20 protein-coding genes are annotated in these 19333 nt (G+C 74.2%); 14 read left to right on the plus strand and 6 right to left on the minus strand.

Annotated features, from left to right (window positions below; translation table 11 throughout):
* Nucleotides 1–34: 34 nt before the first annotated feature.
* Entirely contained in the window at nucleotides 35–3976 is a 3942-nt protein-coding gene (gene hrpA, locus BUB17_RS22100; protein ID WP_072920823.1) for an ATP-dependent RNA helicase HrpA, read from the minus strand.
* A gap of 194 nt (nucleotides 3977–4170) precedes the next feature.
* Between hrpA and BUB17_RS22105 the strand changes: the two genes are divergently transcribed.
* Both BUB17_RS22105 and BUB17_RS22110 read left to right on the plus strand, forming a co-directional pair.
* Nucleotides 4171–4692 (plus strand): MarR family winged helix-turn-helix transcriptional regulator, encoded by a 522-nt coding sequence (locus BUB17_RS22105; protein WP_072920824.1) that lies wholly within the window; start codon nucleotides 4171–4173, stop codon nucleotides 4690–4692.
* Nucleotides 4689–6476, plus strand: a complete 1788-nt coding sequence (locus BUB17_RS22110; protein WP_072920825.1) for an MDR family MFS transporter — start codon at nucleotides 4689–4691, stop codon at nucleotides 6474–6476. Before BUB17_RS22105 ends, BUB17_RS22110 begins: the two co-directional genes overlap by 4 nt.
* Before the next feature lie 83 nt (nucleotides 6477–6559).
* Here the strand turns inward: BUB17_RS22110 and BUB17_RS22115 are convergent, their stop codons facing one another.
* Nucleotides 6560–7729: a zinc-dependent alcohol dehydrogenase gene (locus BUB17_RS22115; RefSeq protein ID WP_072920826.1), complete on the minus strand. Its 1170-nt coding sequence runs from the start codon at nucleotides 7727–7729 to the stop codon at nucleotides 6560–6562.
* Nucleotides 7730–7778: 49 nt separating this feature from the next.
* The gene (locus tag BUB17_RS22120; protein WP_072920827.1) at nucleotides 7779–8255 is read right to left on the minus strand and encodes a hypothetical protein; all 477 of its coding nucleotides are present in this window, start codon (nucleotides 8253–8255) and stop codon (nucleotides 7779–7781) included.
* A 179-nt stretch (nucleotides 8256–8434) separates the two neighbouring features.
* On the opposite strand from BUB17_RS22120, the gene BUB17_RS22125 reads away from it, so the two are divergent.
* Nucleotides 8435–10228, plus strand: a complete 1794-nt coding sequence (locus BUB17_RS22125) for an acyl-CoA dehydrogenase (RefSeq protein ID WP_072920828.1) — start codon at nucleotides 8435–8437, stop codon at nucleotides 10226–10228.
* A 27-nt stretch (nucleotides 10229–10255) separates the two neighbouring features.
* Here BUB17_RS22125 and BUB17_RS22130 read toward each other — a convergent pair whose 3' ends face one another.
* On the minus strand, nucleotides 10256–10435 hold the full coding sequence (locus tag BUB17_RS22130; RefSeq protein ID WP_072920829.1) for a hypothetical protein: 180 nt from the start codon (nucleotides 10433–10435) through the stop codon (nucleotides 10256–10258).
* A gap of 188 nt (nucleotides 10436–10623) precedes the next feature.
* On the opposite strand from BUB17_RS22130, the gene BUB17_RS22135 reads away from it, so the two are divergent.
* Both BUB17_RS22135 and BUB17_RS22140 read left to right on the plus strand, forming a co-directional pair.
* Nucleotides 10624–12069 carry an MFS transporter gene (locus BUB17_RS22135; protein WP_072920830.1) on the plus strand — a complete coding sequence of 482 codons (1446 nt, stop codon included), beginning with the start codon at nucleotides 10624–10626 and terminating at the stop codon, nucleotides 12067–12069.
* 99 nt (nucleotides 12070–12168) lie between these two features.
* Nucleotides 12169–13212, plus strand: coding sequence for a YihY/virulence factor BrkB family protein (locus BUB17_RS22140; protein ID WP_072920831.1), 1044 nt, complete (start codon nucleotides 12169–12171; stop codon nucleotides 13210–13212).
* A gap of 96 nt (nucleotides 13213–13308) precedes the next feature.
* Here the strand turns inward: BUB17_RS22140 and BUB17_RS22145 are convergent, their stop codons facing one another.
* Nucleotides 13309–14016 carry a hemerythrin domain-containing protein gene (locus BUB17_RS22145; RefSeq protein ID WP_072920832.1) on the minus strand — a complete coding sequence of 236 codons (708 nt, stop codon included), beginning with the start codon at nucleotides 14014–14016 and terminating at the stop codon, nucleotides 13309–13311.
* A 252-nt stretch (nucleotides 14017–14268) separates the two neighbouring features.
* Here BUB17_RS22145 and BUB17_RS22150 point away from each other — a divergent pair, with 252 nt between their 5' ends.
* The 8 genes from BUB17_RS22150 to BUB17_RS22185 all read left to right on the plus strand — a co-directional run bounded on the left by BUB17_RS22150 (nucleotide 14269) and on the right by BUB17_RS22185 (nucleotide 17612).
* Nucleotides 14269–14739, plus strand: a complete 471-nt coding sequence (locus BUB17_RS22150) for an Asp23/Gls24 family envelope stress response protein (RefSeq protein WP_072920833.1) — start codon at nucleotides 14269–14271, stop codon at nucleotides 14737–14739.
* Nucleotides 14736–15062, plus strand: coding sequence for an Asp23/Gls24 family envelope stress response protein (locus BUB17_RS22155; protein WP_072920834.1), 327 nt, complete (start codon nucleotides 14736–14738; stop codon nucleotides 15060–15062). The genes BUB17_RS22150 and BUB17_RS22155 overlap by 4 nt, the downstream gene beginning before the upstream one ends.
* A 22-nt stretch (nucleotides 15063–15084) precedes the next feature.
* Nucleotides 15085–15333, plus strand: a complete 249-nt coding sequence (locus tag BUB17_RS22160; protein WP_072920835.1) for a hypothetical protein — start codon at nucleotides 15085–15087, stop codon at nucleotides 15331–15333.
* A gap of 23 nt (nucleotides 15334–15356) precedes the next feature.
* Nucleotides 15357–15539, plus strand: coding sequence for a hypothetical protein (locus BUB17_RS22165; protein ID WP_072920836.1), 183 nt, complete (start codon nucleotides 15357–15359; stop codon nucleotides 15537–15539).
* Nucleotides 15536–16018, plus strand: coding sequence for an Asp23/Gls24 family envelope stress response protein (locus BUB17_RS22170; RefSeq protein ID WP_083606523.1), 483 nt, complete (start codon nucleotides 15536–15538; stop codon nucleotides 16016–16018). The genes BUB17_RS22165 and BUB17_RS22170 overlap by 4 nt, the downstream gene beginning before the upstream one ends.
* A 13-nt stretch (nucleotides 16019–16031) precedes the next feature.
* Nucleotides 16032–16574: a DUF6286 domain-containing protein gene (locus BUB17_RS22175; RefSeq protein ID WP_072920837.1), complete on the plus strand. Its 543-nt coding sequence runs from the start codon at nucleotides 16032–16034 to the stop codon at nucleotides 16572–16574.
* Entirely contained in the window at nucleotides 16571–17137 is a 567-nt protein-coding gene (amaP, locus tag BUB17_RS22180; RefSeq protein ID WP_072920838.1) for an alkaline shock response membrane anchor protein AmaP, read from the plus strand. The genes BUB17_RS22175 and amaP overlap by 4 nt, the downstream gene beginning before the upstream one ends.
* Nucleotides 17138–17261: 124 nt before the next feature.
* Nucleotides 17262–17612, plus strand: coding sequence for an STAS domain-containing protein (locus BUB17_RS22185; protein ID WP_072920839.1), 351 nt, complete (start codon nucleotides 17262–17264; stop codon nucleotides 17610–17612).
* A 10-nt stretch (nucleotides 17613–17622) separates the two neighbouring features.
* Here the strand turns inward: BUB17_RS22185 and BUB17_RS22190 are convergent, their stop codons facing one another.
* Nucleotides 17623–18402 carry a TetR/AcrR family transcriptional regulator C-terminal domain-containing protein gene (locus tag BUB17_RS22190; RefSeq protein WP_083606525.1) on the minus strand — a complete coding sequence of 260 codons (780 nt, stop codon included), beginning with the start codon at nucleotides 18400–18402 and terminating at the stop codon, nucleotides 17623–17625.
* A gap of 206 nt (nucleotides 18403–18608) precedes the next feature.
* Here BUB17_RS22190 and BUB17_RS22195 point away from each other — a divergent pair.
* Nucleotides 18609–19333: DUF2382 domain-containing protein (locus tag BUB17_RS22195; RefSeq protein ID WP_072920841.1), on the plus strand; the 725-nt coding region annotated here is incomplete at its 3' end.

The raw sequence follows: 19333 nt of genomic DNA on the forward strand, positions 1-19333 counted from the left end.
CAGGGGGGTCCTTCAAGGGGGGCAGGGGGTCCTTCTAGAGCGCGTCGATCGCCCTGTAGACCCGCTGCTCCGACACCGGCCGCGGGGTACCGACGGTCTGCGCGAACAGGCTGACCCGCAGCTCCTCGATCATCCAGCGCACCCGGGCGACGGGGTCGTCCGGCGCCCCGGTCGACGGCACCTGCGTGCGCAGCTGCTCGTACTCGGCGGTGACCGCGGCGACCTGCCGCATCCACAGCTCGTCGCGCACGGCGTTGGCCGGCAGCTTCTCCAGCCGGTGCACCATGCCCCGCAGGTAGCGCACCAGGTCCGGCAGCCGGCGCCGGCCGGCCGCGGCGACGAAGCCGCGGTGCAGCAGGCCGCCCATCTGCCGGCGCAGGTCCGCGACCGCCGCCTCGGGCACCCGCCGTCCCGGCGCCGCGCCGATCGCGACGGCGACCTCGCGGGCCTGCACGAGCACCGCCTCGACCCGCCGCACGGTGTCGGTGGTCAGCGGGAGCAGCTGGGCGCGGGCGGTCTGCACCAGCGCGGCGAACGCGGCCTCGTCGCGCGGCGGCCCGCCGGCGGCGGAAAGCAGCTCGTCGGCAGCGGCGTCCACGCAGTCGTCGACCAGCGCGGGGATCTCGCCGTCCGGGTTGAACTGCAGCGCCAGCCGGCTCCTCGGCGACAGCGACTTGGCCACCTGCCGGGTGGGTGACCCGGCGACCAGCACCAGCAGCCGCCGGGCCCCGCGCCAGGTCAGCCGGGTGGCCTCCACCTCGGTGGCGACCACGCGGACGCCGACCGTCGTCCCCTCGTCGACCAGCGCCGGGTACGCGGTTCCCACGTGTCCACCGCGGCGGACCTCGACGGTGCGCGGCAGCGTGCCGAACGTCCAGGCGGTCTGGCCGGTGCGCTCGACGTCGGAGGCGGCCGCGGCCAGGCTGGCGCGGCTCTGCGGCGCGACCTCCCGGCGCAGCGCCTGCAGGTCCTTGCCGGTGGCCAGTGGCCGGTGCCGGTCGTCGACGACGCGGAACGTGGCCCGCAGGTGGTCGGGCACCTGGTCCGGCGCCCACGCGTCCGGCGGGACGACGACCCCTGCGGCCCGCCGCAGCTCGCGCTCCAGCGCCGGCAGCAGCGGCTCGGTCGGCGCGATGCGCGGCAGCACCTCGCGCACCCGGTCGGGGATGGGCACCAGCGTGCGCCGCAGCTGCTTGGGCAGGGTCCGCAGCAGCGCGGTGACCAGCTCCTCGCGCAGCCCCGGGACGGTGAAGGCCAGCGACTCCCCGGACGTCCGCTCGGCGACGGTGTCCAGCACGGCCAGCGGGACGTCGACGGTGACGCCGTCGGCCGGGGTGCCCGGCGCGAACGCGTAGGACAGCGGCAGGGTGAGCCCGTGCGTCAGCGGCACCTCGTCCGGGAAGTCCTCGACCCGCACCTGCCCGGCCGCGGCGGCGTTGGTCAGCATCTCCGGCGGAAAGGTGAGCAGGTCGGGCGTCTCCCGCCGCGCGGCCTTCCACCACCTGTCGAAGTGCCGGGTGGAGACGACGTCGGCCGGGATGCGGGCGTCGTAGAGGTCGAACAGCGTCTCGTCGTCCACCCGGATGTCCCGGCGCCGGGCCCGCTCCTCCAGCTCCGCGACCCGCTGCATCGCCTTCTGGTTGTCGCGCCAGAAGCGGTGGTGCGTCGTCCAGTCGCCCTCGACCAGGGCGTGCCGGATGAACAGCTCGCGGGAGACGACCGGGTCGATCGAGCCGTACTGCACCCGGCGGCCGACGACCAGCGGGATGCCGTAGAGGGTGACCCGCTCGGTGGCGACGACCGAGCCCCGCTTGGCGTCCCAGCGCGGCTCGGAGTACTGCCGCTTGACCAGGTGCTCGGCCAGCCGCTCGACGACCTCGGGGTCGATCCGGGCGACGGTGCGGGCGAACAGCCGGCTGGTCTCCACCAGCTCGGCGGCGACCACCCAGCGCGGCGGCTTCTTCGCCAGCGGGGTGCCGGGGGCGAGGACGAAGCGCGCGTTGCGGGCACCGAGGTACTCGCGGCCGCGACCCCGGTTCGTCTTGGCGTCCTCCACCTGCAGCCCGACGTGGGAGAGCAGCCCCGACAGCACGGCGGCGGAGATGCCGCGCTCGTCGGGCTCGGTCGCCGGCTCGCCGACGGTCATGCCCAGCCGGCGGGCGGTGCTGCGCAGCTGGCCGTAGAGGTCCTGCCACTCGCGGATGCGCAGGTAGTGCAGGAACTCGCGCTTGAGGGTGCGCCGGAACTGGCTGCCCGAGAGCGCGTCCTGCTGCTCGGTGACGTACCGCCACAGGTTGAGCAGCGCGAGGAAGTCGGAGTGCTCGTCGGCGAAGCGGGCGTGCGCGGTGTCGGCGGCCTGCTGGTGCTCGCCGGGCCGCTCGCGGGGGTCCTGGATGGTCAGCCCCGCGGCGATGACCAGCACCTCCTCCAGCACGCCGCGCCGGTCGGCCTCGACGACCATCCGGGCCATGCGTGGGTCGAGCGGCAGGGTGGCGAGCGCCCGGCCGGTCGGCGTCAACGCGCCCGCGTCGTCCAGGGCGCCGAGCTCCTCCAGCAGCGCGACGCCGTCGGCGACCGCCCGGCGGTCGGGCGGGTCGATGAACGGGAAGTCGGCGACGTCCCCCAGGTCGAGGGCGGCCATCTGCAGCAGCACCGAGGCGAGGTTGGTGCGCAGGATCTCCGGGTCGGTGTACTCGGGCCGGCTCTCGAAGTCCTCCTCGGTGTAGAGCCGGATGGCGATGCCCTCGGAGGTGCGTCCGCAGCGGCCGGAGCGCTGCCGCGCCGAGGCCTGGCTGATCGGCTCGATCGGCAGCCGCTGGACCTTCAGCCGGGAGCTGTACCGGGAGATGCGCGCGGTGCCCGGGTCGACGACGTAGCGGATGCCCGGCACGGTCAGCGACGTCTCGGCGACGTTGGTGGCCAGCACGATCCGCCGTCCGGGATGCCGCTGGAAGACGCGGTGCTGGTCGGCGGCCGACAGGCGCGAGTAGAGCGGCAGCACCTCCACGGACGGGAAGCGCTCGGTGAGCACGTCGGCGGTGTCGCGGATCTCGCGCTCGCCGGCGAGGAAGACCAGGACGTCACCGGGGCCCTCGGCGGCCAGCTCGTCGACGGCGTCGGCGATGGCGGTGACCTGGTCGCGGTCCGGGTCGGCTGTGTCGTCCCCCGCCCGCCCGTCGGGGTCGACGACGGGCCGGTAGCGGACCTCGACCGGGTAGGTGCGTCCGCTGACCTCGACGACCGGGACCTCGGCGCCGTCGGCCGAGAAGTGCTTCGCCACCCGCTCGACGTCGATCGTCGCCGAGGTGATGACCAGCTTGAGGTCCGGACGGCGGGGCAGCAGCCGGGCCAGGTAGCCGAGCAGGAAGTCGATGTTGAGGCTGCGCTCGTGCGCCTCGTCGATGATCAGCGTGTCGTACTGGCGCAGCAGCCGGTCGCGGCCGATCTCGGCGAGCAGGACGCCGTCGGTCATGACCTTGACCAGGGTGGTGTCGCCGACCTGGTCGGTGAAGCGCACCTTCCAGCCGACGACCTCGCCCAGCGGTGTCTCCAGTTCCTCGGCGATCCGCTCGGCGACGGTGCGGGCGGCGATCCGGCGCGGCTGGGTGTGCCCGATCCGGCCGGTCACGCCGCGGCCCAGTTCGAGGGCGATCTTGGGCAGCTGGGTGGTCTTGCCCGACCCGGTCTCGCCGGCCACGACGACCACCTGGTGGTCGCGCAGCGCGGCGGCGATGTCCTCACGGCGGGCACTGACCGGGAGCTCGGCCGGGTACCGCACCGTCGGGACGGCGGCGCGACGGCGGGCGATCCGCTCCTCGGCGGCAGCGACGTCGGTGGCGATCCGCGCCCGCTGCCGGGCGCGGGCCTCGGCGTCCCGCGTCTTCCGGGTGCCGTCGAGCCTGCGGCGCAGCCGGTGCTCGTCCTCGAGGGTCAGCCCGGCCAGCCGCGCGCGCAGGTCGTCGGGCGGGGTGGTCACGACGGTCTCCTCGTCTGGGCACGGGGGGCAGGGCCAGGGGGGCGGACGGCGACCTGCGCGCAGTCCAGGATCGCACCGCTCGACGGCGGGCGGGCGGAGGACGGCTCACGTGGATGCGCCGTGCAACTTGTTGCTTGAGCAGTACAACCGGTTGTAGCCTGCACGTGTTCCTCCCCCCATCACCTGGAGCGCCCGTGCCGTCGTCCTCCGCCGTGCCCGGTCCGGCCACACCCGGCGACGACCGGCTGGCCGACCTGCGCACCCTCAGCGAGCAGTTGCCGCGCTTCATGCGGCTCGTGCACGCCCTCAAGGCCGGTCAGGCCGCCGAGGGCCGTGCCGCACTGGTCCTGCTGTTCCCCCTGGAGCGCCTCGGCCCACTGCGCCAGGGCGCGCTGGCCGAGCTGGTGCACGCCGACCCCTCGACGGTCAGCCGGCACGTGGCCGCCCTGATCGAGCAGGGCCTGGTCCAGCGGGTGGCCGACGAGAGCGACGGGCGAGCCAGCCGGCTGGTCGTCACCGATGCCGGCCACGCCGTGCTGGCCCAGGTCCGCACCGACCGGGAGACGCACCTGGCCCAGGTCACCGCCGGCTGGCCGGCCGCGGACCTCGCCGCGCTGACCCACCTCTTCGGGCGTCTGCTGGACGACCTCACCGCATCCCTCCCCACCGAGCCCGCCGCCACGCCGGCCGCCGTCCCGTCGAGAGAGAAGGCATGACCCACAGCACCCGCACCAGCGCGGCCGAGCGGCGGGACGCCCGGGCGGCGGCCGCCGCACCCGGCTCGGACGGCGCCTTCACGCACCGGCAGATCCTCACGATCATCGCCGGGCTGATGGTCGCGATGTTCCTCGCGGCCCTCGACCAGACGGTCGTCGCGACCGCGATCCGCACCATCGCCGACGACCTGCAGGGCTACGACCTGCAGGCCTGGGCGACGACGGCCTTCCTCATCACCTCGACGATCTCCACCCCGCTCTACGGGAAGCTCTCCGACATCTACGGACGGCGACCCTTCTACCTGTTCGCCATCGGGGTCTTCATCGTCGGCTCGGTGCTCTGCGGCCTCGCGGACTCGATGTACCAGCTGGCCGCCTACCGCGCGGTCCAGGGCATCGGCGCCGGCGGCCTGATGTCGCTGGCCCTGGCGATCATCGGCGACATCGTGCCGCCCCGCGAGCGTTCCCGGTACCAGGGCTACTTCATGGCCGTCTTCGGCACCTCCAGCGTGCTCGGCCCGGTCATCGGCGGCTTCCTCGCCGGCCAGTCGTCCCTGCTGGGGCTGACCGGCTGGCGCTGGATCTTCATCGCCAACGTGCCCCTCGGCCTGCTCGCCTTCCTCGCCGTCTACCGCGTGCTGCACCTGCCGCACATCCGGCGCGACCACCGCATCGACTGGCCGGGCGCGCTGGCACTGATCACCTTCATCGTGCCGCTGCTGGTCATCGCCGAGCAGGGCCGGCTCTGGGGCTGGGGTTCGGGCCGCGCGCTGACCTGCTACGCCATCGGTGCCGTCGGCTTCGTGCTCTTCGTCCTGGCCGAGCGGGCCTACCGCGACGAGGCGCTGCTGCCGCTGCGCCTGTTCACCAACCGCAGCTTCACCATCGCGAGCCTCGGCAGCGTGGTCGTGGGCGCCGGCATGTTCGGCGGCCTGCTGCTCCTGCCGCAGTACCTGCAGATCGTCCACGGCTCCAGCGCGACCGTCTCCGGCCTGCAGATGATCCCCCTGGTCGCCGGGATCATGATCGGTGCGATGAGCTCGGGCATCACGATCTCCAAGACCGGCAAGTACAAGGTCTTCCCGCTGGCCGGCACCACCCTGATGACCGTCTCCCTGCTGGCGCTGTCCTTCGTCGTCGGGGCCGAGACCTCGATCTGGGCGCTGGTGCCGTTCATGGTCCTGCTCGGCATCGGGCTCGGCTTCAACTTCCAGCCCGCGGTCCTCGCGGTGCAGAACGCCGTGCCGCCGAGCCAGATGGGCGTGGCCACCTCCTCGGTCACGTTCTTCCGGCAGATGGGCGCGACGATCGGCACCGCCGTCTTCCTCTCGGTGCTGTTCACCCGCCTGCCGGTGGACATCGAGGAGTCGCTGACCTCGGCCGCGGCGACCGACCCGCGGGTGGCCGAGGCGCTGCAGAGCGGTCAGCTGCAGGCCGGCAGCGACCTGTCGGACACCTCGTTCATCGCGGACCTGCCGTCGTTCCTGGCACTGCCGTTCAAGACCGGCTTCTCGACCTCGATCGACCTGGTCTTCCTCATCGCCGCGTGCGTGGCGGCCGTCGGGTTCTTCGTCTTCCTGTTCCTGCCGCAGCTGGCGCTGTCGGACAAGTCCGGCATCCAGGCGGCGCGGGAGGCGGCGCAGCGGCAGACCGCCGGCGACCCGTCCGCCGACGAGCCGGCCGACCAGGCCACGCAGGCGGTCGGTGCCGCGGCCCCGACGTCCACCGCTCCCCCGGTCGGCCGCCCCGGCGACGAGTCGCCCCCGCACCGGCGCCGCGCCTGACGGCACCGTCCTGCGGCGATCATGGCGCCGTGACCACTCGGGAGCGCTCCCCCGCGGTCACGGCGCCATGATCGTCCGGGGGTTCAGGGCGTGAAGACCGCCCGGACGCAGCCGTCGGTCTTGTCCTTGAACATCTGGTAGCCCCGCGGCGCCTCCTCCAGCGCCATCACGTGGGTGGCCAGGTGCTCGGTGGTCAGCTCGCCGCGGGCCATGTGCTCGAGGATGCGCGGCATGTAGCGCTGGCCGTGCACCTGGGCACCGCGCACGGTCAGGCCCTTGTTCATCATCGCGCCGAGCGGGAACTTGTCCACCATCAGCGCGAAGACGCCGAGCACGAAGACGCTGCCGCCCTTGCGGCAGGCCAGGATCGCCTCCCGGACGGCGGAGGGCCGGTCGGTCTGCAGCCGCAGCTGCTGCTTGACCTGGTCGTAGGCGCCCTGGATGCCCGAGCTGTGCGCCTCCATGCCGACGGCCTCGATGCAGACGTCCGGCCCCCGGCCACCGGTGACCTCGCGCAGCTCGGCCGGGACGTCGGTCCGCGAGTAGTCGATCGTCTCGGCGCCGACGTGCTCGCGGACCTGCGCCAGCCGCTCGGGGAGCCGGTCGATGACGTACACCCGCTCCGCGCCCAGCAGCATCGCGGCCCGGGCCGCCATCTGGCCGACCCCGCCGGCGCCCCAGACGGCGACGACGTCCCCCGGCTTGGTGCCGGCCAGGTCGGCGCCCATCCAGCCGGTCGACACCGCGTCGGAGGCGAACAGCGCCCGCTCGTCGCTCACGCCCTCCGGGACGACGAAGGCACCCACGTCGGCGTACGGGACCCGGACGTACTCGGCGTGGCTCCCCGCCCAGCCGCCCATCGCGTGCGAGTAGCCGAAGCAGCCGCCCGGGCTCTGGCCCCACAGCGACTCGGTGATCCCGGGGTTGGGGTTGCCGTTGTCGCAGAGGCTGTAGAGCTCCTGCCTGCAGTACCAGCAGTGCCCGCAGGCGATGAAGGAGTTGACGACGACGCGGTCGCCCACCCTCCGTTCCCGCACACCCCGGCCCACCTCGACGACCTCGCCCATGAACTCGTGGCCGAGCACGTCGCCGGCCCGCATGAACGGGATGTAGCCGCCGAGCAGGTGCAGGTCCGACCCGCAGGTGGTGGTCCGCCGCACCCGCAGGATGACGTCGTGGTCGTTGAGGATCTGCGGGTCGGGGACCGTCTCCACCGACACCTCGTCGACCCCGGTCCAGGTCGCCGCCCTCACGATGCTCCCTCGCTCCTGGCCGGCGGAGCCGGCACGGTTCCACAGCCGCTCACAGGACACCCTCTCCCCCGGCGCGAGCCGTCGCGCCCTCCAGCGCCGCGCCCTGCGGCGTCGGCGTGCGGACGCCGTGCGGCGCGGGATCCACGCGCAGCACCTCGCCCACCTCGATCAGCTGCTTGGTCTCGCGCAACGCCGAGCGCAGCGCGCGCAGGTCGTCGTCCGACGGCCGGTCGCGGTAGCGCGCGGCGAGCTCGGTGCCGCGGTCGCCGGGCGCGGGGGTGATCCGCAGGTCGAGGCGGTCGCCCAGCGCGGCCAGCGGCGCGGGCAGGTCCGCCCCGGTGCCCACCTGCTCCGGCGAGCACAGCACGGTGACCGCCCGCCAGCGGCGGGCGGCGGTCTCGGGGTCCTCGGGGACCGAGGACTGCCCCAGACCGGGCAGCCGCACGTGCTGGAGGCGGCCGAGCAGCGCCCCTCCTGCCTGCGTGGCGGCTCCCCGCAGGGAATCGAGCAACCTGGGCACGGCCATGACGCGTCCTCCTGGGCATCGACGTCCGGAGGCCGCGGGCTACCCAGGACCCCGACGGGGCCAACCGTCCGGACGGGGACCGTCGGTCCCCCGCCGCGGGCCCGCCGTCCGTGCGACGTCCTACTGTGGCGGCACCGGGCGGATGGAACCCGGGTCCCTGCCGTTCGCATGGAGGCGTCGTGCGCTCGTCGCTGATCCTGTCCCGCCGCGACCTGGACTTCCTGCTGCACGAGTGGCTGGGCGTCGAGGACCTGGCCAAGCGCCCGCGCTACGCCGAGCACTCGCGCGAGACGTTCGACGCGGTGCTCGACCTCGCCGAGCAGATCGCCACCGAGCACTTCGCCCCGCACAACCGCAAGGCCGACGAGAACGAGCCGCGATTGGTCGACGGCAAGGCCGTGCTCGTCCCCGAGGTCAAGCAGGCCCTCGACGTCTTCGTCGAGGCCGGTCTGATGGCCGGGGAGTTCGACGAGGAGTACGGCGGCATGCAGCTGCCGCACGTCGTCGGGCAGGCGGTCTTCGCCTGGTTCAAGGCCGCCAACGTCGGGACGTCGGCCTACCCCTTCCTCACCATGGGCAACGCCCGCCTGCTGCTCGCGCACGGCAGCCGGGAGCAGATCGACACCTACGTGCGCCCGGAGATCGAGGGCCGCTGGTTCGGCACGATGGCGCTGTCGGAGCCGCAGGCCGGCTCCTCGCTCGCCGACATCACCACCCGGGCCGTGCCGCAGGACGACGGCACGTACCGGCTGACCGGCAACAAGATGTGGATCTCCGGCGGCGACCACGAGCTGACCGAGAACATCGTCCACCTGGTGCTGGCCAAGATCCCCGGTGGCCCGCCCGGCGTGAAGGGCATCTCGCTGTTCGTCGTCCCAAAGTTCCTCGTCGACGAGGACGGGACCCTCGGTGAGCGCAACGACGTCGTCCTGGCCGGCCTGAACCACAAGATGGGCTACCGGGGGACGACGAACACGCTGCTGAACTTCGGCGAGGGCGTGCACACCCCCGGCGGGCGGCCCGGCGCGGTCGGCTACCTCGTGGGTGAGCCGCACCGCGGCCTCACCTACATGTTCCACATGATGAACGAGGCGCGGATCGGCGTCGGCATGGGCGCGACCGTGCTCGGCTACACCGGCTACCTGCACGCCCTCGAGTACGCCCGCACCCGCACGCAGGGCCGGCCGGCCACGGCGAAGGACCCGTCCTCGCCGGCGGTGCCGATCATCGAGCACCCGGACGTGCGCCGGATGCTGCTGGCCGCCAAGTCCTACGCCGAGGGCGGGCTGGCCCTGGGCCTGTACTGCGCCCGGCTGGTCGACGAGGAGCAGACCGCGGAGACCGAGGAGGAGCGCGCCCGCGCCCATCTGCTGCTGGACACCCTCACCCCGATCGCCAAGGCGTGGCCGTCGCAGTGGGGCCCGGTCGCCGACGACCTGGCGATCCAGGTGCACGGCGGCTACGGCTACACCCGGGACTACCCGGTCGAGCAGTTCTACCGGGACAACCGGCTCAACCCCATCCACGAGGGCACCAACGGCATCCAGGCGCTGGATCTGCTCGGCCGCAAGGTGGTCACCCAGGGCGGGGCCGGACTGCGGCTGCTCGGGAAGACGATCGGCGCGACCACCGCGCGCGCCGCGGGGACGCAGTGGGCCGGTCTCGCCGCCGACCTGGACGCCGCCGTGGCCCGCACGAGCGCGGTGACCGCGACGCTGTGGAGCACCGGCGACCCGGACCTCGCGCTGGCCAACGCCAGCGTCTACCTGGAGGCCGTGGGCCACCTGGTGGTCGCCTGGCTGTGGCTGGAGCAGGCCCTGGCCTGCGAGGGCTCGACCGACGCCTTCCACGAGGGCAAGCGCGCGGCGGCCCGCTACTTCTGGCGCTGGGAGCTGCCGCGCACCCGCACCCAGTTCGACCTGCTGGAGTCGCTGGACCGCACCGTCCTCGACACCGACGCGGCCTGGCTCTGACGGGCGCCCCCCGGGGAGGGAGTCAGCTCAGGCGCGGGCACCCACCGGTTCGCCGGTCGCCGTCCGGGTGGTGGCCGGGCGGACCGGGACGGTCTTCGCGGCGCGCTGCTCGCGCTCGTACCGCGCCGTCGAGGAGGTCCCCATGACGATCACCAGTGCGGTCAGGACCAGGAACCCGACGAGGGTCACGGCCGGCCACAGCACCATCAGTCAACCCCTTTGTGCAGATAGGTCGCCACAGGGGTCGGAGGCCCCCCGTGGCACGTCGTCGCAGCGGGTCTTCCCAGCCGACCACGGTCTCAACCGTCGAGGTGGGGGCTCCACCTGATGGTGTGATCGACCCGACTCCGGGGTGCACTCGCGCCCGGGATCCCCGCCCGTGGTCTGATCGCCGGGTGTCCCGCGCCGCTGACGACGAACAGCGGTCCCCCCGCCCGGGACTGCTGGTCGCCGTCCTGGCCCTCGGGACGACGTCGCTGTCGCTCCTGCAGAGCCTCGTCGTCCCGCTGCTGCCGGCGATCGGTGCGCAACTCGGCGTCTCGGCCAACGCCGCCGGCTGGGTGCTGACCGCCAACCTGCTGGCCGCCGCCGTCGCCACGCCCGTGCTGGGCCGCCTCGGTGACACCTGGGGCGAGCGGCCGGTGACGCTCGGCGTCCTCGCCGTCATGTCGGCCGGAACGCTGCTCGCCCTGGTCACCTCCTCGCTGCCGCTGCTGCTGGTGGCGCGGGTCCTGCAGGGCGCCTCCTACGGCCTGTTCCCGCTGGCGATCAGCGTGCTCCGCCGCGAACTGCCCGCCGGACGGCTGGACGTGGCGATGTCCGTGGTCAGCAGCACGCTCGCGGTGGGCGGCGTGGTGGGGCTGGTCGCCGCCGGGCTGCTCACCCGGGACGGCGCCGACTACCACCGGCCCTTCTGGATCGGGCTGGTCGTCTGCCTCGTCACGCTGGTGCTGACGGCGGTGGTCCTCCCCCGCCGGCGGGCCACCGGATCGGGCCGGGTCGACTGGGCCGGCGCCGCCGTGCTCGCCGTGGGCCTGGTGCTCCTGCTGCTGCCGGTCTCGCAGGGCAACGCCTGGGGGTGGACGTCGCCGGGGACGCTGGGCTGCCTGACCGGAGCGGCGCTCGTGCTGCCCGGCTGGGTGCTGCTGCAGCGGCGGCGGGCCGAACCGCTGGTCCGCCCGGGCCTGCTGGCCGACCCGCGGATCGTCGCCCCCAACGTGGCCGGGCTGCTGACCGGGATCGGGCTGTTCGCCTCCTTCCTCGTCGTCCTGCAGTACGTGCAGACGCCGCCGGGAGCCGCCGGGTACGGCTTCGGCGCCTCGGTGCTGGAGGCCGCGGTGGTCTACCTGCTCCCGGGCGGGGTGGCCGGGGTCCTGCTCGGGCCGGTGGCCGGGCGGGTGGTGGCGCGGCTCGGCGCGCTGACCACGCTGCGCGCCGGCGCGGTGTGCGGACTGGCCGGCTTCGGCCTGTTCGCGGTGCTGCGCGACACCCCGGCGCAGGTGATCGCCGCCGGGCTGCTCACGCAGATCTGGGTGACGGTGGCCTACGCGGCGCTGCCCGCGCTCGTGGTCGCCGCCGTGCGTCCCGAGGAGACCGGGGTGGCCAACGCGGTGAACTCCATCGCGCGGTCGGTCGGCCAGGCCGTGGGCAGCACGGTCACCGTCGCCGTCCTCGCCGCCGGGACGGGGGCGACCGGCTTCCCCTCGGCGGGCTCGTTCACCGCGGTCGCGCTCGTCGGGGCGGGCAGCGCGGCCGCCGTCGCCGCCGTCACGCTGGCCGGGCGGAGCCGGCGCAGCGCGGCGGTGGAGGGCGGGACGGTCCCGGTCGCCGGCGCCCGCTGAGATCACGGACCGGTCGCGACACACCGTCGGCGGGCATGGACCACGATCACCCGGGGAACCTCAGGCAGGACGCACCCACATCCGACCCGAGGACTGACGATGGCCCGCTCCACCGGTCCACGTGGCAGCAATACCGCCGCGAACGAGACCCGCTTCGCCGGCAACACCGCCGGTGACCCCGCTCCGGACGACCCCAAGGTCAACGACACCCGGCTCGACAGCGCCCCGCAGGGCACGGACACGAAGCCGACTGCCGGCGGCACGCTGAAGCGGACGGTGACGGAGTTCAGCGAGGACAACCTCACCGACTGGGCGGCCGCGCTCACCTACTACGGCACCCTGGCGCTGTTCCCGGCACTGATCGCGCTGCTGTCCATCGTCGGTCTGCTGACCAACCCGCAGCAGCTCACCGACGCCCTCACCGCCGTGGTGCCCGCGCAGGCGGCGGAGACGCTGAACCCGGTGATCGAGCAGCTGGCCGGCAACACCGCCCCGGTGGGCATCGGCCTCGTCGTCGGTCTCGCTGCCGCGATCTGGTCGGCCTCGGGCTACGTCGGGGCGTTCACCCGCGCGGCCAACGTGGTCTACGAGACCCCCGAAGGCCGCAAGGTCTGGAAGCTCAAGCCGCTGCAGCTGCTGGTCACGCTGATCGGTGTGCTGTTCGCCGCGCTGATCGTGGCCATGCTGGTCCTCAGCGGCGGCGTGGTCGACGCCGTCGCCGGGGCCATCGGTCTGCCCCCCGCGGTGGTGACCGTGTGGAGCTGGGCCAAGTGGCCGGTCGTCGTGGTGCTGGTGGCGCTGATGATCGCCGTCCTCTACTACACGACGCCCAACGTGAAGCTGCGCGGCTTCCGCTTCACCAGCCCCGGTGCCGCCGTCGCACTGCTGGTGTGGGCCGTCGCCTCGGCGCTGTTCGCCTTCTACGTGGCCAACTTCAGCAACTACAACGCCACGTACGGCGCCCTGGCCGGCGTGATCGTCTTCCTGGTGTGGTTCTGGATCACCAACATCGCGCTGCTGTTCGGGATCGAGCTCGACGCCGAGATCGAGCGCACCAAGGAGATGAAGGAGGGCGTGCCGCTGGCGGAGAAGGAGATCCAGCTGGACGCCCGCGCCGAGCCCAAGGACCGGCACACCCACTGAGGACCCCGTCCTCCTCACCGCTCGCGAGCTCGCGGCGAGCCCGTGGACGGGGCCGGACGAGGGCCCTCTCCCGATCGGGAGGGGGCCCTCGTCGGCTCAGCGGGACGTCGGCGGGCGGTCGCCGCGGCGGGCCGGCGGGGTCCGCTCGACCAGGCCGGCGAGCCCGGCCAGCCCCTGGCTGACCAACCGGCCGACCGGGGCCAGCCTCGCGGGGGCGCGGCGGACGGCGGCGTCGACGACGTCGCGGCTGCGGTCGAGCACCGACAACGGCAGCGCCGAGAGCACGTTGCCCGGCGGACGGCGGGACACCGTCGGGTGCGGCCGGGTCGGCGAGATGCGGCGGACGACGTCCCAGCGGCGACCCAGCGCCCGCAGCTCGTCGTGGCCCAGCCGCTCCTGCAGCCGCGGGAAGAGCACGTCCTCCTCGTCGCGGACGTCCTCGTTCAGCACCTCGACGAGCCGGGACAGCCGCTGCGCGCGCCTCGGGTCGTCGTGCCCGAGCGTCTCCAGCTCACTGACCAGCTCGTTGACCTCCTGGTGCTCCTCCTCGATGCGCAGGGTCAGTTCCTCGCCATCGGGCAGCACCCGGCGCATCACCGGCCAGAGCACGCTCTCCTCCGCGAAGGCGTGGCTGAAGACCAACCGGTCGATGCGGGTGAGGACCTCCTCCTGGGCGCGGCCGGTCGTGCCGTCCAGCTGGTGCAGGAGCCGGTCCAGCTGGACGTGGTCACGGCGCTGGCGGACCAGCACGCTGCCCGGTCCCCCGAGCTCCTCGACCGACTGGTCGGCGATGGAACGGCTCACGGCAGGTACCTCCTGGTGGTTCAGCTGAGGTCGCTGTCGTGCCCGCTGGGCGCCGTCGGCATGCGCCCGGCCGGTCGCGGGCGCTGCGGCAGGGCCTCGCGACGACACACTCCCGCCCGGCCCGACCGGCCAGCCGCCCGACGGCCGTTGCGGAGGCCGAGACTCGATGGTGGGCGATCATATTGTTTACGTGAGAAACAGGCTGGGGGCTCGTCAGGGGTCACCCCGACCCAGATGAGGAAGGTCCGATCGATGACCCAGTCGACCAGCACGACGACCGGCAGCACCACCACCTCGACCGCCCTCAGCCAGGCCTCGCCCTCGGCGCTGCAGACCAGCCAGGGCAACACGACCGTCGCCGACGGCGTCGTCCAGAAGATCGCCGGGCTCGCCGCCCGCGAGGTCTCCGGCGTGCACGCCCTCGGCGGCGGCGCGGCGCGTGCCTTCGGCGCCCTCCGCGAGCGCATCCCGGGCGCCACGCAGACCGCCAGCCAGGGCGTGGCGGTGGAGGTCGGCGAGAAGCAGACCGCCGTCGACCTGGACGTCGTCACCGAGTACGGCGCACCGATCGCCGAGATCGCCCGCTCCGTGCGGCGCAACGTGATCAACGCGGTCGAGGGCATGACCGGGCTGCAGGTCACCGAGGTGAACATCGCCGTCAACGACATCCACCTGCCGACCGACGACGAGGGTCAGCAGCAGGAGCCTGCGCGGGTCCAGTGACGTCCGGCCCGGGCACTCCGGACGCCGAGGTCATCGCCGCCGCGGTCCGCACCGCGCCGGCGGTGGCCGCGCTGGACACCGGCGGCCTGCACATGGTCGTCACGCTGCTCCCGGGCCGCCGGGTCGACGGCGTGCAGGTGACCGACGAGCGCGTCACGGTCAGCGTCGTCGTCGCACAGGGCGTGCCGATCCCCCTGCTGATCGACCAGGTCCGCACACGGGTCGCACCGCTGACCGGCGGCCGCCCCGTCGACGTGCACGTCGCCGACCTGCAGCTGGCCGCCGAGGAGCAACCGGCCCTGCCGCCGGGCCGGTCGGCCTGACCCACCCCGGAGGAGCCGCGCCGTGCCGTCGCCCCTGACACCCGACGAACGACGCCGGCGGCGCGCGGCCCTCCGCCGGCACCACCCCGACCTCGGCGGCGACGCCGAGGAGTTCCTGCGCACGTTGCGGGCCTGGGGGTCCCCGCCGGCGGCCGGCACTCCTCCTCCGGCCGGCTCCGAGGTCCGCTTCGTCCGCCGCCCCCGCGGCCTGCGCCGGCTGTCCGCCTGGTGGCGGGCCCGCCGCTCTCCCGCTCCACGCCGAGTCGTGTGAGCCCTCTCCCCTGGGGGTTCCCCATGCCCCCCACCGTGGTGGGTCTGTTCACCGGTCTCCTGCTCGGCCTCGCGTGGGTCGTCGGCGGGTTAGACGCCTTCGTCGGCACCGCCGTCCTCGGCCTGATCGGCTTCCTCGTCGGCAAGGTCGTCTCCGGCCAGCTCGACCTGACGCCCTACCTGGGCGGCCGGGGGCAGGGCCGGTGACGGCGCCGGCCACCGACGCCGGGACCAGCGCACCCGGGACCAGCGCACCGGAGACCAGCGCACCGGAGACCAGCGCACCGGAGACCAGCGCACCGGAGACCAGCGCACCGGAGACCAGGGCGCCCGAGGACCGCGGCAGCCTGTCCATCGCCGACCGCGTGGTCGAGCGGGTGGCCGGTTACGCCGCCACCCGGGTCGACGGGGCCGCCGCCGCACCGCGCCGGTTGCTCGGCATCTCCGTCGGCGAGTCCCGCCCGGACGCCGAGGCCGCCGTCCGCGCCACCGTCGACGGGTCCGTCGCGACCGTGGAGGCGACCATCGCGGTCAGCTGGCCGCAGTCGGTCCGCACGGTGACCGACCGGCTGCGCAGCCGCATCCGCGAGGACGTCCGCCGGCTCACCGACGTCGAGGTCGCGCACGTCGACGTCGACGTCGTCGACCTCACGACCGCCATCGCGCCCGCCCGGCGTGTGCAGTGAGGGGAGGACGGCGATGACCGTGGTCAACCGGGTCCTGGCCACCCTCCTGGCCACCCTCTTGGCCCTGGCCCTCCTGCTCGGCGGCCTGCTGGCCGCCGTCGAGATCGTCCTGGCGGCCCTCGGACGGCCGCCCTGGCTGGTGCCGCACCCCGGCTGGACGTCCTGGCTGACCGACCAGGACCTCGGCTCGGGCATCGTGCGGGCCGTGCTGATCGGCGCCGTGGTCCTCGGCCTCGTGCTGCTGGTCCTGGCGCTGCGCCGCGGACGCCCGGGGGCGCTGCCGCTGCCCGCGCGGGTCGAGTCGGTGCGGACGACGGCGTCCCGGCGGGGCATCGAGCGCACGCTGCGCGCCGCCGCGACCCGGCCGGACGGCGTCCGCGAGGCGCGGGTGCGGGCTCGCCGCCGCAGCGTGCGGGTGCGGGCGGTCACCGCGCTGCGCGACCCGGGGGACCTGCAGTCGCGGGTGGCCGAGGCGGTCTCCCAGCGGCTGGAGGAGCTCGGCCTCTCGGGCACGCTGCGTCCCCGCGTCACCGTCTCGAAGGGAGCCGGACGATGAGCCGCCGCGTCGACACCGCGAACCGCACCGTCCTCACGCTGCTCGGCCTGCTCCTGCTCGGCGGCGGCGTCGTCGGGCTGGCCGCGAGCTTCGGCGCGTTCGGCGACCCGCCACCGGTGCTGCCCGCGCCGGCCCGCCGGTTCGAGGACGACCAGCCGTGGTTCTGGTGGGCGGTCGCCGGCACCGGTCTGCTGATCGCCCTGCTGGCGCTGCGCTGGCTGCTCGCCCAGCTGCACACCGACCGCCTGAGCCGGCTGGACCTGACCCGTGACGACCGCGAGGGGCGCACCGTCGTGCACGCCGGCGCCCTCACCGACGCGGTCGAGCAGGAGGCGCAGGCGCTGCGCGGCGTGGTGGACGCCTCCGCCCGGCTGGTCGAGGACCGCGCGCGGAAGCTCACCGTCGCCGTCGAGCTGGCCGACCACGCCGACGTCGCCGAGGTCCGCCGGGTGCTGGAGGACCGGGTGGTCGCGCACGCCCGCCAGGCGATCGACGACCCGGACCTGCCGGTGGACGTCGAGCTGCGGCCCGGCCGGCGCTCGGGCAGCCGCGGCCTGCGCTGAGCGAGGGCCGTTCGCGCGGGCGCGGGTCGCGTCGCCGGAGACCCCGCTCACCCGACGGACCGTCCACCCTGTGGGCGGCCCAGCTCCCGGCCGCGTGCAGCACCCGTCCCGACCGGAGGACCCCGTGACCCGCAGCCCCGTGCCGCCCCATCCGCCCGGCGCCGTCTGGCTGGAACCCGGGAACGGCGGCGTCGTCCTGCACCTGCGCGGCGAGGTCGACGCCGCGACCGTGGCCCGGTGGGAGCAGGACCGGCCCTCGACCGGGACGGACGGCACGGCGCAGGGGGTCGTCGTGGCCGTGGACGCCTCCGCCGCCGCCTTCCTCAACTCCACCGGGGTGGCGCTGCTGGTCCGCGAGACCGACGCGCACCGCCGGGCCGGCGGGCGTCCCGAGCTGCGCAACCCGTCACGGGCGGTGCTGCAGGTGCTGCGGCTGACCGGGATGGCCGGCCTGTTCGACGTCGTGACGGACTGATCCCGGCAGCTCAGGTGGCCGGGCGGGGACGCCGCGACTCCCGGAGCACCCGCTGCAGGCGCTCGAGCAGGTTCTCCAGCGACTCCTCGAACTCCGCGGCCGACTCGTCGTCGGACAGCAGCGGGGAGAGCCGGCGCACGAGCGGGTACGCGGCCAGCGAGCGGTCCTCGAGCTGCGGCGTCCCCTCCGGGTCGTCCAGCGGGCTGATCGGCACGCCGCGCTGGGAGACCTCGAGCAGCAGGTGACCGAGCAGGAAGCTGGTGTAGGCCCGGTAGGCGGCGACCGCGGCTCCGTCGCTGAAGCCGTGGGTGGTCAGCGCGTCGAGGAAGGACTCCAGCCAGCGCAGGCTGCGCAGCGGTGGTCGCACCCACGGCGCGGCCGGTGGCCGCGTGGCGATGAGCGGGAAGACGGCCGGGTGGGCGATGGCGATCCGCCGGACCCCGTGCGCGAGCCGCTGCAGGTAGTCCTGCCAGCCGTGCTGGGGCGCCAGGTGCACCTCCGGGTCGCCGTAGAGCTCGTCGACGACCAGTTCGACCACGCCGTCGAGCAGGTCGTCGCGGCCGGTGACGTGCCGGTACAGCGCCATCCCCTCGACGCCCAGGTGGGCGCCCATCCGGCGCATCGTGAGCGCCTCGAGCCCGTGCGCGTCGATGAACTCGATGGCCGCGGCGAGCACCCGGCGCCGGTCGAGCGGGGTCCGGACAGGGCCGGGCGGGCTCGCCCGCACCGCACGTGTGTAGGCCGCGCCGTCGTCGGGCACAGCGCGAGGAGGACCGACGTCGTCTGCCACGCTGCACGCTCCTGCTGTCGTCCTGCTCCGCCCCCGTTGTACGCCGACGGGGCCGGGATGCGGACCGCCGGTTCCACGCCGCCATCCCGGCGGAACGTGTTTACGGCGTAAGCAACGGGTACCAGGAGCTCAGCGCCTGCACGACGGAGCACCACGGAGCGAGCTGCGGACCGCAGCCCTCCCCACGACCCTCGACAGGAGGACCCATGATCAACGAGACGCAGATCCAGCAGGTCATCGGCACCACCGCGATCGACGCCGACGGCGACAAGATCGGCAAGGTCAGCGAGGTCTACCTCGACGACGAGACCGGCCGCCCCGAGTGGGCCACCGTGCACACCGGCCTGTTCGGCACCAAGGAGACCTTCGTGCCGCTCGCCCAGGCCGAGCTCTCCGGTGAGCAGCTCCGCTTCCCCTACGACAAGGCGAAGGTCAAGGACGCGCCGAAGGTAGACACCGACGGCCACCTGTCGCCGCAGGAGGAGCAGGAGCTCTACCGCTACTACGGCCTCGGCTCGGGTACGACCACCGACACCACCACGCAGACCACCACGCAGGCCACCACCGGGACCGCGGGTCTCGCCGGGACGGCGGGGATGGCCGCGGGGACCACGGGCCGCACCGACCGCGACCGGGACGGGCGGGCCGACCACACCGGCGAGGCCGGCGTCGTCGGCCGGGACGTCTCCGGGCCGACCACCGACGAGGCGATGACCCGCTCGGAGGAGCGGCTCAACGTGGGCACCCGCACCGAGGAGACCGGCCGGGCCCGGCTGCGCAAGTACGTGGTCACCGAGAACGTGACCGAGACGGTGCCGGTCTCCCGCGAGGAGGTCCGGGTCGAGCGCGAGCCGATCACCGACGCCAACGTGGGCAACGCGCTGGACGGGCCGGCGATCTCCGAGGAGGAGCACGAGGTCACCCTGCACGC

The sequence above is a fragment of the Geodermatophilus obscurus genome (assembly GCF_900143215.1).
In the GTDB taxonomy this organism is placed as follows: Bacteria; Actinomycetota; Actinomycetes; order Mycobacteriales; family Geodermatophilaceae; genus Geodermatophilus; species Geodermatophilus obscurus_A.

Bases quoted from the DNA above. Each gene is read 5' to 3' on its own strand.
- BUB17_RS22175 (WP_072920837.1), top strand. From the start codon at position 16,032: ATGACCGTGGTCAACCGGGTCCTGGCCACCCTCCTGGCCACCCTCTTG.
- BUB17_RS22130 (WP_072920829.1), bottom strand. From the start codon at position 10,435: ATGGTGCTGTGGCCGGCCGTGACCCTCGTCGGGTTCCTGGTCCTGACC.
- BUB17_RS22165 (WP_072920836.1), top strand. From the start codon at position 15,357: ATGCCCCCCACCGTGGTGGGTCTGTTCACCGGTCTCCTGCTCGGCCTC.
- BUB17_RS22150 (WP_072920833.1), top strand. From the start codon at position 14,269: ATGACCCAGTCGACCAGCACGACGACCGGCAGCACCACCACCTCGACC.
- BUB17_RS22120 (WP_072920827.1), bottom strand. From the start codon at position 8,255: ATGGCCGTGCCCAGGTTGCTCGATTCCCTGCGGGGAGCCGCCACGCAG.
- BUB17_RS22140 (WP_072920831.1), top strand. From the start codon at position 12,169: ATGGCCCGCTCCACCGGTCCACGTGGCAGCAATACCGCCGCGAACGAG.
- amaP (WP_072920838.1), top strand. From the start codon at position 16,571: ATGAGCCGCCGCGTCGACACCGCGAACCGCACCGTCCTCACGCTGCTC.
- BUB17_RS22110 (WP_072920825.1), top strand. From the start codon at position 4,689: ATGACCCACAGCACCCGCACCAGCGCGGCCGAGCGGCGGGACGCCCGG.